Here is a 14,333-nt window from a genome sequence, read left to right on the forward strand (position 1 = left end):
CCCGTTCATGAATCAATAGTTGAATGGTATAATAAAAGTGCCTCATCAATTTTTATTTTGTTATATTCGCAAATAGAAAGACAGAAAGCATGCCAAAGTCTTTTTCTATTAGCTATCAGCCAGTTAGATTATTCTCCATAAGACATTATTTGTCTAATTATTAGACAGTAGTGTCTAATAATTAGACAAAGTTGAATAGTTCTGTTCTCTCTCATAAAGGGCTATAAGTTGATATTTCCACCTCTTTATTGTTCTTTTTTTCCTATTTTCCATACTAGACCATCGTTATTTCATTCGAAAACTATATCTTCGCTGAAAGTTTTCTAAACTATATTATTATAATTATGATGAGAAAAAGTTTATATGCGCTCTTGTCGTGTCTGTTACTTTCCGGATGCGGTATGATAGATTATCATCCGTACGATGTCCGAATCAGCGGCGAAACAAATGTCAATGCACACAATATCGAAAAGATAGAAGCGAATTGCAAAGGTAAGACTACGCTACGCTTCGTAACCATGGGCGATTCACAACGTTGGTATGACGAAACGGAAGATTTCGTGAAAGAGATTAATAAACGGGATGATATTGATTTCGTCATTCACGGCGGAGATATGAGCGACTTCGGAGTGACGAAAGAGTTCCTTTGGCAACGCGATATTATGAACGGGCTTAAAGTGCCTTATGTAGCTATTATCGGAAACCATGACTGCTTGGGTACGGGAGAAGAAACATACAAAGCCGTATTCGGATCGACCAACTTTTCTTTCATAGCCGGTAATGTAAAATTTGTCTGCCTGAATACTAATGCGCTGGAATATGATTATTCCGAGCCTGTCCCGAATTTCACTTTTATGGAGCAGGAGATAACAAACAGAAGCGATGAGTTTGAAAAAACGGTAATCAGCATGCACGCGCGCCCCTACACAGATGTGTTTAATGACAATGTAGCCAAGGTGTTTCATCGTTATGTCACCGAATATCCGGGAATACAATTCTGTACGGCCGCCCATACTCACCACTATCGGGATGATGTCATTTTTGATGATGGAATACATTATATCACCAGTGACTGCATGGATTGCCGCAGTTATCTGGTATTTACCATAACCCCGGAAAAATACGAATATGAACTGGTTAAATACTAAATATATCTTGCGGGCAGGAGTACTGTCGGCACTTCTCTCGCTCCCCAGTCTGATTTCAGCCACTTGCAAGACAGATACCGTCATAGACACATACAAGGCAGACTCACTCCGCTTTGTTATCAAGTCAGATTCAATCATTGCTTTTCATACAGGAGATTCCGTATTTACGATTATCAAAGCGGATTCCATATTGCCTGCCACGCCCAAGGAAGTGAAGCGTACCCGTTACGATAACCGGGTACACCGTTTCCGCAGAAACTGGGAAAGGATTATCCCCACTCATTCTAAAATACAATATGCCGGAAACATGGGATTGCTCTCTTTCGGCACAGGATGGGATTATGGAAAGCGGAATCAATGGGAAACAGATTTATTGGTCGGATTTATTCCGAAATACTCTTCAAAGAAAGCCAAAGTGACGATGACGCTCAAGCAAAATTACATGCCTTGGAGCATCAATATTGGAAAGGGATTCTCAACGGAACCGCTTACTTGTGGTCTTTATATGAACACGGTATTCGGAGACCAGTTTTGGGTAAATGAACCCGACCGTTATCCGAAAGGTTACTACGGTTTCTCAAGCAAGGTACGTTTCCATATCTTCATGGGACAGCGGCTGACTTATGATATTGATCCGCAACGCAGATTTCTAGCTAAGTCTGTGACGTTCTTCTATGAGATAAGCACTTGCGACCTTTACCTGGTCAGCGCCGTACTAAATAGTTATCTCCGTCCGCGTGATTATCTGAGTCTGTCCTTCGGATTGAAGTTCCAATGGCTGTAAATTCATTTTTGAGTTATGAATTTTGAAATTCATTTTTTGAAATCCAAATATTGAAATCTAAACTACTTTTTTCGTAAGTTTGCGCTTTAAAAACTTACACGAAAATGAGTAAATCAGGAACAATCATCATTGTAGACGATAATAAAGGGGTGCTGACCGCAGTACAAATCCTTCTGAAAAGTTATTTCTCAAAAGTCGTTACACTCTCCTCTCCCGTCACGCTGACAAGCGTCATTCGGGAAGAGATGCCGGAAGTAATATTGCTGGATATGAATTTTACATCGGGCATCAATACCGGCAATGAAGGTCTGTTCTGGTTACATGAAATAAAGAAAGTACGCCCGGAACTGCCGGTCGTACTTTTTACGGCTTATGCGGACATTGAACTGGCCATCCGGGGGATAAAGGAAGGGGCAACCGACTTTATCGTGAAGCCCTGGGATAACCAAAAGCTAGTGGCAACCCTGCAAGCCGCAGCCGCGTCTACATCTCAAGAAAAGAAATCGAACGCTAAAGAAGAACCGATTCACCCGGCTATGTACTGGGGAGAAAGCAAAGTGATGCAGCAACTCCGCACGCTGATTGAAAAGGTCGCCGCCACCGATGCCAATATCCTGATAACCGGTGAGAACGGAACGGGAAAAGAAATGCTGGCACGGGAGATTCATTCCCTGTCCCATCGGAAACACCAGGAAATGATTGCTGTCGATATGGGGACTATCACGGAGTCCTTGTTTGAGAGTGAGCTTTTCGGGCATATAAAAGGCTCTTTTACGGATGCACACGCCGACCGTACAGGCAAGTTCGAGTCTGCCGACAAAAGCACCCTGTTTTTGGATGAAATAGGAAATCTGCCTTATCATCTGCAAGCCAAACTGTTGACTGCCATCCAACGCCGAAGCATCGTACGTGTAGGAAGCAATACTCCTATTCCTATTGATATCCGGCTGATATGCGCTACAAACCAGAATCTGCAAGAGATGGTGGGCAAAGGCGAATTCCGGGAAGATTTACTCTATCGCATCAATACCATTCATGTAGAAATACCACCCTTACGGGAACGGGAAGAGGATATTATCCCACTTGCGGAAAGATTTATCATACGTTTCTGCAAGCAATATGACAAGGCTCCGATGAAGTTTGCACCGGATGCCAAAGAGAAACTGACAGCGCATCCCTGGTATGGTAATATCCGCGAGTTGGAACACGTGATTGAAAAAGCCGTCATCATCAATGACAGTCCGCTGATTCCTGCCGAATTATTTCAATTATCAGTGCCACCCCGCACAGGGATTCAGGAGAAAAGTATATCTACGCTCGAAGAGATGGAAATACAAATGATACGGAAAGCCCTGGACACTTGCGCAGGAAACCTGTCTGCTGTTGCCAGCCAACTGGGAATAACAAGGCAGACTCTTTATAACAAGATGAAAAAGTTCGGATTATAAAAAAATCAGAGTATGAAAAAGTTCTTCCGGCAACTTAGCTACCGATATTGGTTCAGAATAGCATTAACCGTCTGTGCCTGTCTGCTGACTGCCTGGTTTGGCTTTCAGAAAGATTCTATAGGATTCGGTATCAGTGTAATTCTGCTAATCCTGAGTATCCTATGGCAAATCCGGCTTTATCGTCGTCATGTCAAGCAAGTGCTTTTCATGATTGACGCTTTGGAAAATAATGATAACTCTTTCCGATTTCCCGAAGAGGACGGAACAGCGGAAAGCAGGCAAATCAATATAGCACTCAACCGGGTGGGACATATATTATATAATGTAAAGGCGGAAACGGCACAGCAGGAAAAATATTATGAACTGATTCTGGATTTTGTCAGCACCGGACTGTTAGTGCTCAATGACAACGGAGCCGTGTATCAGAAGAACAAAGAAGCCCTGCGGCTTCTCGGACTGAACATATTTACGCATGTCCGCCAGTTGAGTAAAGTAGATGCCGTATTGATGGACAAGATAGAACATTGCCGTCCCGGAGACAAGTTGCAGGTTACCTTCCACAACGAGCGGGGAACGGTCAACCTCTCCCTACGTGTTTCAGAAATTAATGTACGCAAAGAGCATCTGCGCATCCTAGCTCTGAATGACATCAATACCGAACTGGACGAGAAGGAAATCGATTCATGGATTCGTCTGACACGTGTACTCACCCATGAAATCATGAATTCGGTAACTCCCATCACCTCACTTTGCGACACTCTCCTTTCCATGTCGGAAGAGAAAGACGAAGAAATATATCATGGATTGCAAACAATCAGCGCAACCGGAAAAGGACTGCTTTCTTTTGTAGAATCTTACCGGCAATTCACACGCATACCGACTCCCGAACCCTCTTTATTCTATGTAAAGACATTCATAGGGAGAATGGTCGAACTTGCCCGCCATCAGAACCCATGCGATAATATCTTCTTCCAGATGGATATTTCACCTGCGGATTTGATAGTACATGCAGACGAAAACCTGATTTCCCAAGTTGTCATCAACCTCTTGAAGAATGCCATTCAAGCTATCGGCAACCAACCGGACGGAAGAATTGAAATCCTGGCTTATTGCAATGACATGGAAGAGGTACTGATTGAAATAAAGAATAATGGTCCCGAAATCCCGTCAGAGATAGCCGAACATATATTTATCCCATTCTTTACCACCAAGGAAGGTGGCAGCGGAATCGGATTAAGCATTTCGCGTCAGATTATGCGCCTATCGGGTGGAAGTCTCACGCTACTGCCGGACAAGGAAACCAAGTTTGTTTTAAAATTCAAATAACAATAACCAATTATATATCCCCCCATTATGATACCTGCACTCACCAATAATCCGTTATTCCGAGAGATTACTCCAGAAAGACTTTCCACCGATTTGGAAGCAATCAGTTTCCACACCCGTTCTTATAAGAAAGGAGAAATCCTGGCACGCCAGGGAGATGTGTGCAACCACCTTGTCATCCTGACAAAAGGGAGTGTGCGCGGGGAAATGATTGACTATTCGGGACGGCTCATCAAAGTGGAAGACATAGCCGCTCCAAGAGCCCTCGCCCCTTTGTTCCTGTTTGGAGAAGAGAACCGTTTTCCGGTGGAAGTGACTGCCAATGAACCGACGGAAGTCATCGAACTTCCCAAATCGAGCGTCCTGAACCTGTTTCGCAAGAACGAACAGTTTTTGGAAAACTATATGAACCTCTCCGCCAATTATGCACGGACATTATCGGACAAGCTCTTCTTTATGTCATTCAAGACGATTCGCCAAAAACTGGCTTCTTATCTGCTCCGGCTGCATAAGCAACAGCAACAGTTGCATATCACTCTCGACCGTTCGCAACAGGAGTTAAGCGATTATTTCGGAGTATCGCGTCCTTCTCTCGCACGCGAGCTGGCGCATATGCAGGAAGATGGTCTGCTTATAGCCGACCGAAAACATATCACGATTCTTCAAAAAGAATCGCTAATCCGACTGATTCAATAAGAAAAAAACTGCTTATCCGGCTCATTCAATAGGAAATCCGGGAAAGATATAAAAAATATTCGCCCTTGTAACATTGGTTACAGAATTACGTTCAACCTTTCCCCTACTTTTGCGTTCAATAAACTATAAGACTAATTAAAACGTAAAAGTTATGAGTATGTTCTGTTATCAATGTCAAGAGACTGCAATGGGTACAGGTTGTACCCTGAAAGGAGTATGCGGTAAAACATCCGAAGTGGCTAACCTGCAAGACCTGTTGCTCTTTGTAGTACGGGGAATTGCCGTCTACAACGAGCACCTGCGCAAAGAGGGACATCCTTCCGAAACTGCAGACAAATTTATCTACGATGCCCTGTTTATCACCATCACCAACGCCAACTTTGACAAGGATGCCATCACCCGGAAAATCAAAGAAGGATTGAAGCTGAAAAAAGAACTCGGCAGCAAGGTAACGATTCAAAATGCTCCCGACGAATGTCTTTGGGATGGCAGCGAAGATGAGTTTGAAGAAAAGTCGAAGACCGTAGGCGTACTTCGTACCCCGAACGAAGATATCCGTTCACTGAAAGAACTGGTACACTACGGACTGAAAGGAATGGCGGCTTACGTAGAGCATGCCAATAACCTGGGTTACCAGTCACCGGAAATCTTTGCCTTTATGCAACACGCATTAGCAGAATTAACCCGTAATGATATTACCGTGGAAGAGTTGGTACAACTGACTTTGGAAACAGGGAAACATGGCGTATCTGCTATGGCACAACTGGACAAAGCCAATACAAGCAGTTACGGAAATCCGGAAATCACCGAAGTAAATATCGGTGTCCGCAACAATCCGGGTATTCTTATCAGCGGACATGACCTGAAAGACCTCGAAGAACTGTTGGAACAAACCGAAGGTACGGGAGTAGATGTATATACCCACAGCGAAATGCTTCCCGCACATTACTATCCGCAACTGAAGAAATACAAGCATCTGGCGGGGAACTATGGAAATGCCTGGTGGAAACAGAAAGAAGAATTCGAAAGTTTCAACGGCCCTGTCTTGTTTACCAGCAACTGTATCGTTCCCCCGCGTGCGAATGCCACTTATAAAGACCGTATTTATATCACAGGAGCCTGCGGACTGGAAGGCGCACATTATATCCCTGAACGGAAAGACGGAAAACCGAAAGACTTCTCCGCACTGATTGCCCATGCCAAGCAATGCCAACCACCCGTAGCTATCGAAAACGGAACACTTATCGGTGGATTCGCTCATGCACAGGTGACAGCGCTGGCTGATAAAGTGGTAGATGCTGTCAAGAGTGGAGCTATCCGCAAGTTCTTTGTCATGGCAGGATGCGACGGACGTATGAAAAGCCGTGAGTATTATACGGAATTTGCGCAGAAGTTACCAAAGGATACCGTTATCCTGACTGCCGGTTGCGCCAAATACCGGTACAATAAATTGGCTTTGGGTGATATAAACGGAATTCCCCGCGTACTGGATGCAGGACAATGTAACGACAGTTACTCATTGGCGGTTATCGCACTGAAACTGAAAGAAATCTTCGGTTTGGACGATGTCAATAAACTGCCCATTGTTTACAATATTGCCTGGTATGAGCAGAAAGCGGTTATCGTATTGTTAGCCCTATTGGCATTGGGAGTGAAAAATATCCACCTCGGCCCCACTCTTCCGGCTTTCCTTTCACCGAATGTAAAGAATGTGTTGATTGAACAATTCGGAATCGGCGGTATCAGCAGTGTGGACGAAGATATAATGAAGTTCCTGTCATAAACAGGATTTTCATCCCTAAACCTTAAGAATTCAGGCTCGAATCATACAGATAGTATTATTCGAGCCTGCCTTTTTTCATCTATCAGTATCTTGCCGATTCTTCTAATAAGGATGGAGATTTCATTAATCGTCCTTAGGCAATATCAGATTCAGAAGTACTCCCACCAAGGCTGCCAGTCCGATGCCCGACAGGGAAAAATCACCCCAACTAAAAGCAGCACCGCCGATACCGACAGTCAGCGTTAATGATACAATGATAATATTCCGTGTACGGCTCAAGTCTATGCAATTATTCACCAGATTGGCAATTCCCGCACAAGCAATCGTACCAAAGAGCAGAAGCATGATTCCACCTAATACCGCACTTGGAATGGATTTCAAAAGTGCACTGATTTTTCCTATCACGGAGAATAAGATAGCAGAAATAGCGGCAATCCGTATGACTTGCGGATTCGTGATTTTCGTCAATGACATGGCTCCTGTCACTTCCGAATAAGTAGTGACCGGCGGTCCACCCACCAGTCCCGCAAAGCAGCAAGCCAACCCGTCTCCCAGCAAAGTACGATGCAGACCAGGGTCTTTCACAAAGTCTTTGCCCGTGACGGTGTTCACCACATACACATCTCCGATATGTTCTATCACCGGAGCAATCGCTACCGGAATCATAAACAGGATAGGCTCCCAGGAGAATTTAGGAAAAACGAACTGTGGAAATCCCAGCCAGGCGGCATCCCTGACACCCGACAAATCCAAATCATAAAAAAGCCAGGCTGCCAGATAACCGACTATAATCCCGCAAAAGATAGGAATCAACTTCAAAAGCCCTTTCGCCTTCATGGAGACAACGACCGCAGTGACCAACGATAGTAAAGCCAGCACCCAGTTCTCCTTTGCCATGTTTACCCCGGTTCCTGCCAATGACAGACCGATAAGAATAATCACAGGCCCTATGACAACAGGCGGAAAGAGGCGTTCAATCACCCGTACTCCCTGCCATTTGACAAGCGCGCTCATCACAAAATAAACCAATGCCACCCCGACCATCCCGGACAATGTGCCGGGCAGTCCGTAAAGCTCCGTCGCTTTGATAATAGGCGCTATAAAGGCAAAACTACTTCCTAAGAAGATAGGAACTTTTCCACGGGTGACCGCATGAAAGATGAGCGTACCGATACCTGCTGTAAACAGGGCTGTCGAGGGGTCGAGCCCCACTAATAACGGCACGAGTACCGTAGCTCCGAAAGCTACAAACAAGAATTGTACTCCCACCACTCCTTTCCTCAAAGGTGTAAGATTATTTGCATCCATAAAAGTAGATTGTCTAAAATGTGAGTGCAAAATTAATCTTTTTAGACAATTTAACTACCTTTTTTGACAAAAATACATCCAAACAGGGGTTTTATTTGTTGTTAATAATGTGTAACTTCGCACAGTGAAAACCAATACGACAATTTTATAACTTTATAATATATTGCCTATGATATTTACAGCAGAAAACACCTTACTTATCGGTTCTATCTTACTTTTCGTCAGCATTGTCGTTGGAAAGACCGGATACCGCTTTGGAGTACCCACCTTATTACTGTTCCTTGTAGTGGGAATGATATTCGGAAGCGACGGTTTCGGACTCCAGTTTCATAATGCCAAAGAGGCGCAGTTCATCGGTATGGTCGCCTTGAGTATCATCCTTTTCTCGGGTGGTATGGACACGAAATTCAGAGAAATAAAACCTATATTAGGTCCCGGTATCGTGCTTTCCACTGTCGGAGTACTACTAACAGCCCTTTTCACCGGCCTCTTTATTTGGTGGTTATCCGGCATGAGTTGGACGAACATTTATTTACCTATCACTACTTCGCTGCTACTGGCAGCTACCATGTCGTCAACCGACTCAGCTTCGGTGTTCGCCATTCTTCGTTCACAAAAGATGAACTTAAAGCACAATCTCCGCCCTATGCTGGAGCTGGAAAGTGGAAGTAATGACCCGATGGCTTATATGCTTACTATCGTCCTGATACAGTTTATCCAATCGGCAGGCATGGGAGTCGGCGCTATCGCAATGTCGTTTATCATTCAGTTTATTGTAGGTGCCGCTGCCGGATATTTACTCGGCAAACTGGCTATCCGCATGTTGAACAAGCTTAATATTGACAATCAAGCGTTATACCCTATCCTGTTACTGGCTTTTGTTTTCTTTACTTTCGCCATCACCGACTTGCTGAAAGGTAATGGATATCTGGCAGTATATATCGCCGGTATAATGGTAGGAAACAACAAAATCATGCATCGTAAGGAAATCTATACATTTATGGACGGACTGACGTGGCTGTTTCAAATCATTATGTTCCTTTGCCTGGGATTGCTTGTCAATCCGCATGAGATGCTGGAAGTAGCTGTCGTCGCTTTGCTGATTGGCGTATTTATGATTGTTATCGGTCGTCCGTTAAGCGTATTCCTCTGCTTGCTCCCGTTCCGAAAAATAACGATGAAATCACGTTTGTTCGTGTCCTGGGTGGGATTGCGCGGAGCGGTCCCTATCATCTTCGCCACTTATCCGGTGGTTGCAGGAGTCGAAGGTTCGAATATTATCTTCAATATCGTGTTCTTCATTACCATTGTCTCACTGGTCGTACAGGGTACTACCATTTCTTTTGTGGCACGTCTACTGCATCTCTCCGAACCTTTGGAGAAAACAGGCAATGACTTCGGTGTCGAACTCCCGGAAGAAATTGATTCCGACCTAAGCGACATGACAATTACCCGCGAAATGCTGGAAGAAGCAGATACATTGAAGGATATGAATCTTCCCAAAGGCACACTGGTAATGATTGTGAAACGTGGAGATGAGTTCCTGATTCCTAACGGAACATTGAAGCTGCACGAGGGGGATAAACTATTGCTCATTTCCGAGAAATCCAAAGAGGAAGAAATAGAATCCACCTAACATCTGAAAAGAAATCCTTTATACAAAAACTTATTCGTCTCCATGCGTGAAATCTTTCGTCCTCACACGACGTTCATTTCGTCTTCACGCATGGAGACGAAACGTTTCAGGTATACCCATCAATTAGTTTTAAGGAAGAAACAGGAAAAGCCCGCCGGCAGGTCGAAAGAAATTGTTCGGTCAGTCACCGTTAATTAACCGTAAAACTTGAATTTAAAATTCGGTTTACACATCTGAAGTATTAATTTTGCGCAGTTTTAAACTAAATGTGCAAGAATCGAATGGAACAAGAACATCAGTTCATTGATTATATTGAGCAAAGTATCATCAAAAACTGGGACAAAGATGCCTTAACTGACTATAAAGGAATCACCCTTCAATATAAAGACGTAGCGCGTAAAATCGCTAAATTTCACATCGTACTGGAAAGCGCCGGAATTCAGCCGGGAGATAAAATAGCAGTCTGCGGACGCAACAGTGCCCACTGGGCAGTTACTTTCTTAGCCACTATTACTTATGGAGCCGTTATCGTGCCTATCCTGCATGAGTTCAAGGCGGACAACATTCATAATATTGTCAATCACTCCGAAGCCAAACTACTTTTCGTGGGCGACCAGGCTTGGGAAAATCTGAATGAAGATGCCATGCCTTTACTGGAAGGTATCGCTTCACTGACAGACTTCTCCGCTTTAGTATCACGGAACGAGAAACTCACTTATGCCTTTGAACATCGGAACGCTATTTATGGGCAGCAGTATCCCAAGAATTTCCGCCCTGAACATATCTGTTACCGGAAAGACAGACCGGAAGAGTTAGCGATTATCAACTATACTTCGGGCACTACGGGATATTCAAAAGGAGTCATGCTCCCCTACCGCAGCATTTGGTCAAACGTGGCGTATTGCTTCGAGATGCTTCCGCTTAAGCCGGGAGACAACATCGTTTCCATGCTTCCTATGGGACACGTATTCGGTATGGTGTACGACTTCCTGTACGGATTCTCGGCAGGTGCGCATATCTACTTCCTGACGCGTATGCCGTCTCCGAAAATCATTGCCCAATCGTTTGCGGAAATCAAGCCAAGAGTAATCTCTTGTGTGCCTTTGATTGTAGAAAAGATTATCAAGAAGGATATTCTGCCTAAAGTGGACAGCAAGATTGGTAAGTTATTGCTCAAAGTGCCTATTGTCAATGATAAAATCAAGTCTTTGGCACGTCAGGCCGCTATGGAAATATTCGGTGGTAACTTTGATGAAATCATTATCGGCGGTGCTCCTTTCAATGTCGAAGTGGAAGCTTTCCTTCAAAAGATAGGATTCCCCTATACCATCGCTTACGGTATGACCGAATGTGGCCCTATTATCTGCTCGAGCCGTTGGGAAACGTTGAAACTGGCTTCCTGCGGAAAGGCAACGACACGTATGGAAGTAAAGATTGATTCGCCGGACCCCAAAACCCATGCCGGAGAAATCATTTGCAGAGGAACCAATATGATGTTGGGATACTACAAAAATCCCGAAGCTACTGCACAAATCATAGATGTACACGGTTGGCTGCATACGGGCGACCTCGGAACAATGGATGAAGAAGGATACGTAACCGTCCGCGGCCGTAGCAAAAATCTGCTTCTTACTTCAAGCGGACAGAATATCTATCCTGAAGAGATTGAAAGCAAATTGAACAACCTGCCGTATGTATCGGAATCAATCATCGTTCTGCAGCATGAAAAGCTGGTAGCTCTTATCTATCCTGATTTTGATGATGCTTTTGCTCATGGATTGCAGCAAGCGGATATTCAGAAAGTGATGGAACAGAACCGTATCGAACTGAATCAGCAGCTTCCAAACTATTCTCAAATAAGCAAGATTAAAATCCATTTCGAGGAATTTGAAAAGACCGCAAAGAAATCAATCAAACGCTTCATGTACCAGGAAGCGAAAGGATAATCCAATCGCAGAAACCGATAAGATATAAAACTAAAACGGTGAACAGCCTTGCAGTACTGTCCACCGTTTTTTTCAAACCTCTTAACCAACTTTATTTATACCTATTATCTTCCTGACAATCTTCTTTATTTCCTAACAATCTTCTTACCTCAAAAAGACTAAACCTATTGTCTCTACTATTGTTAACCTAATCTATTTTCAATTGATTCTTCGTTAAAGCGGCATGAATGAAACAGCCTGTCCACCGCCGGCAGCCATCCGTACAGTCAATACATTTTCGGAAGTCACCGTTTGCTCTGTTATCTGATAATCCGTAGGATTCGTTTTCCAGTCCGCCTTTTCTCCATCGGCATAGATGGTGGCTTTATACTGCTTGCCCGGTTCCAGGAAGTCCAGTTTTATTTCCAATGTACGCGGTTTCTCGTCGGTAGCTGCTCCCAGGAAATAGTTGCCTTTTGCTTTACGCACAACTGCTACGAATTCTCCCGGTTCACCTGCCAATGCTTTCGATTCGTCACAATCAGGATTAAAATCACGGAAGAACTGGAAAGCAGGATGTCCTTCATAATGTTCTATCATGTCAGAAGCCATTTGCAAAGGAGAATACAGAATTACCCAGTTAGCTATCTGTTTTGCCAAAGTGGTATTCACACGGCTGTTTCCCTTATCTTGGTCGTTCCACTTCTGACGACGAGGAGAATCTTTTGTTTGCAAGAACAGAATGTCAAAAGTTCCCGGAGTATAATCCATCGGTCCGGACAACAGACGGGTAAACGGCAGCATCACATGATGGGAAGGCGGATTGCCCTCGCTCCATGCGTTCCATTCCATCCCACGGGCACCCTCGCGAGTCATCATATTTGGCCATGTACGGCGAATTCCGGTATCCTTAATCGGTTCGTGTGCATCGAGCGTCATTTTGTGACGGGCAGCCGTTTCTACCACTTTCTGATAGTGGTTGACTCCATACTGTCCGTGATGTGAAAGTCCGTCCGGGAAAGCTCCTGCATAACCGGTTTTCAAAATAGAAATGCCATGGTCAGTGTACCATTGCATCGCATGGTCCATTTGACGCTCATAGTTAGGGATATTTCCACCCGTCTCATGGTGGCCGATGATTTCAATGCCTTTCTCTTTGGCATAACGGACTATCTCGTCAATATCAAAATCGGCATAAGGCTTCGTAAAGTCAAAGTTCTGCATACCGCCCCAACTTTCCCAACCTTCGTTCCAGCCTTCAAACAGGACACCTTCTATATTATTGGCGGCTGCGAAGTCTATATATTTTTTAGCGTTGACCGTGGTGGCTCCGTGACGTTCGTCCATCTTCCAGGTTTCTACGCCGAGATGCATTCCCCACCAGACTCCGACATACTTCAACGGACGAATCCAGTCGGTAGTTTCCAGTACACAAGGATCATTCAGATTCAGAATCAATGAAGAATTGATAAGTCCGACAGCTTCGGGAGCAATCTGAATGGTACGCCAGGAAGTAGTGAAATGGTTGCCTTTGCGCACCTTGATACCATCAGGCCACGGGGTAAGCTCCGCTTTCAATGTATAGTTACCTGCCTGCTTCAGAGTCATTTCGGAGAAGTCATACAAAGCCGCTTCATGGATACTTCCATACACACCGTCTGCCGTTTTGAAGGTAAAGGGAGTATTTGCCGTTTCGACTTCGGAGATAGGTTGCTGTTTATATAGTAACTCGTAAGTTTCCGCACTGGCAGGAATCGACCATGAAGTACCATCCTGACGGAAACGGAACGTAGTCAGTTCATCAGTTATCATCAATGAATCTACTGTGGGGACGTTGTATTCATAGCGGAATCCTACCCCGTCATCGAATACACGGAAATGAAGGGTCAGTTCCACCTGGCTTCCGTTAATCAGGTTGACTGCCATTTCATTATAATGGTTCCGGTTCGTCTTATTCTCTCCCCAGGGCTGTGTCCAAGTCTCGTCCTTGCTGTCGAAAGTTGTACTTTTTATTTGGAAACCGTCTGCCAAGGCAACTCCGTTACCTTCCGTGAAGCCCATCATCGAATTTTCAATGAATAATGAATCACCTACTGAAACGTTATAGAGTGGTCTGCCGTTTTCATCTACTGTAAAAGACATTTTAATATGACCATCCGGTGATTTGACTTCTGTTTTCGGACTGCTACACGCGTAACATCCCAGCACACACAGAAAAGCTCCGACTAAATGATTTATTTTCATAGCATATCTACTGTTTATATATAATACAATTCAGA

General features: G+C 44.3%; 10 protein-coding genes. 8 read left to right on the top strand and 2 right to left on the bottom strand.

The features are described from left to right. Positions 1–344: 344 nt before the first annotated feature. From BacF7301_RS19365 to hcp, 6 genes are all read left to right on the top strand, one after another. Positions 345–1,148: a metallophosphoesterase family protein gene (locus BacF7301_RS19365; RefSeq protein ID WP_167965412.1), complete on the top strand. Its 804-nt coding sequence runs from the start codon at positions 345–347 to the stop codon at positions 1,146–1,148. Beyond that, positions 1,129–1,932, top strand: coding sequence for a hypothetical protein (locus BacF7301_RS19370; protein ID WP_167965414.1), 804 nt, complete (start codon positions 1,129–1,131; stop codon positions 1,930–1,932). Before BacF7301_RS19365 ends, BacF7301_RS19370 begins: the two co-directional genes overlap by 20 nt. A gap of 104 nt (positions 1,933–2,036) precedes the next feature. Further along, entirely contained in the window at positions 2,037–3,380 is a 1,344-nt protein-coding gene (locus tag BacF7301_RS19375) for a sigma-54-dependent transcriptional regulator (RefSeq protein ID WP_167965416.1), read from the top strand. Between the two features lie 12 nt (positions 3,381–3,392). After that, positions 3,393–4,706 (top strand): sensor histidine kinase, encoded by a 1,314-nt coding sequence (locus BacF7301_RS19380; protein WP_167965417.1) that lies wholly within the window; start codon positions 3,393–3,395, stop codon positions 4,704–4,706. Between the two features lie 27 nt (positions 4,707–4,733). Continuing rightward, positions 4,734–5,402 carry a Crp/Fnr family transcriptional regulator gene (locus BacF7301_RS19385; protein WP_209319461.1) on the top strand — a complete coding sequence of 223 codons (669 nt, stop codon included), beginning with the start codon at positions 4,734–4,736 and terminating at the stop codon, positions 5,400–5,402. Positions 5,403–5,553: 151 nt separating this feature from the next. Beyond that, the gene (gene hcp / locus BacF7301_RS19390) at positions 5,554–7,185 is read left to right on the top strand and encodes a hydroxylamine reductase (protein ID WP_167965419.1); all 1,632 of its coding nucleotides are present in this window, start codon (positions 5,554–5,556) and stop codon (positions 7,183–7,185) included. Positions 7,186–7,308: 123 nt separating this feature from the next. Here the strand turns inward: hcp and BacF7301_RS19395 are convergent, their stop codons facing one another. Beyond that, on the bottom strand, positions 7,309–8,493 hold the full coding sequence (locus tag BacF7301_RS19395; RefSeq protein WP_167965421.1) for a uracil-xanthine permease family protein: 1,185 nt from the start codon (positions 8,491–8,493) through the stop codon (positions 7,309–7,311). Positions 8,494–8,662: 169 nt separating this feature from the next. On the opposite strand from BacF7301_RS19395, the gene BacF7301_RS19400 reads away from it, so the two are divergent. Together BacF7301_RS19400 and BacF7301_RS19405 are read left to right on the top strand one after the other, a co-directional pair. Next, entirely contained in the window at positions 8,663–10,129 is a 1,467-nt protein-coding gene (locus BacF7301_RS19400) for a potassium/proton antiporter (protein ID WP_167965423.1), read from the top strand. Between the two features lie 281 nt (positions 10,130–10,410). Continuing rightward, complete coding sequence (locus BacF7301_RS19405) at positions 10,411–12,075, top strand: long-chain fatty acid--CoA ligase (protein ID WP_167965425.1); 1,665 nt, start codon at positions 10,411–10,413, stop codon at positions 12,073–12,075. Positions 12,076–12,288: 213 nt separating this feature from the next. Here BacF7301_RS19405 and BacF7301_RS19410 read toward each other — a convergent pair whose 3' ends face one another. Then, a complete protein-coding gene (locus BacF7301_RS19410) occupies positions 12,289–14,298 on the bottom strand; it encodes a glycoside hydrolase family 97 protein (protein ID WP_167965427.1) in 2,010 nt (669 codons plus the stop codon). Positions 14,299–14,333: the final 35 nt, after the last annotated feature.

Source organism: Bacteroides faecium (genome assembly GCF_012113595.1).
GTDB lineage: Bacteria > Bacteroidota > Bacteroidia > Bacteroidales > Bacteroidaceae > Bacteroides > Bacteroides faecium.

Coding starts and splice junctions, on each gene's coding strand:
- BacF7301_RS19365 (WP_167965412.1), top strand. CDS start 345: ATGATGAGAAAAAGTTTATATGCGCTCTTGTCGTGTCTGTTACTTTCC.
- BacF7301_RS19370 (WP_167965414.1), top strand. CDS start 1,129: ATGAACTGGTTAAATACTAAATATATCTTGCGGGCAGGAGTACTGTCG.
- BacF7301_RS19375 (WP_167965416.1), top strand. CDS start 2,037: ATGAGTAAATCAGGAACAATCATCATTGTAGACGATAATAAAGGGGTG.
- BacF7301_RS19380 (WP_167965417.1), top strand. CDS start 3,393: ATGAAAAAGTTCTTCCGGCAACTTAGCTACCGATATTGGTTCAGAATA.
- BacF7301_RS19385 (WP_209319461.1), top strand. CDS start 4,734: ATGATACCTGCACTCACCAATAATCCGTTATTCCGAGAGATTACTCCA.
- hcp (WP_167965419.1), top strand. CDS start 5,554: ATGAGTATGTTCTGTTATCAATGTCAAGAGACTGCAATGGGTACAGGT.
- BacF7301_RS19395 (WP_167965421.1), bottom strand. CDS start 8,493: ATGGATGCAAATAATCTTACACCTTTGAGGAAAGGAGTGGTGGGAGTA.
- BacF7301_RS19400 (WP_167965423.1), top strand. CDS start 8,663: ATGATATTTACAGCAGAAAACACCTTACTTATCGGTTCTATCTTACTT.
- BacF7301_RS19405 (WP_167965425.1), top strand. CDS start 10,411: ATGGAACAAGAACATCAGTTCATTGATTATATTGAGCAAAGTATCATC.
- BacF7301_RS19410 (WP_167965427.1), bottom strand. CDS start 14,298: ATGAAAATAAATCATTTAGTCGGAGCTTTTCTGTGTGTGCTGGGATGT.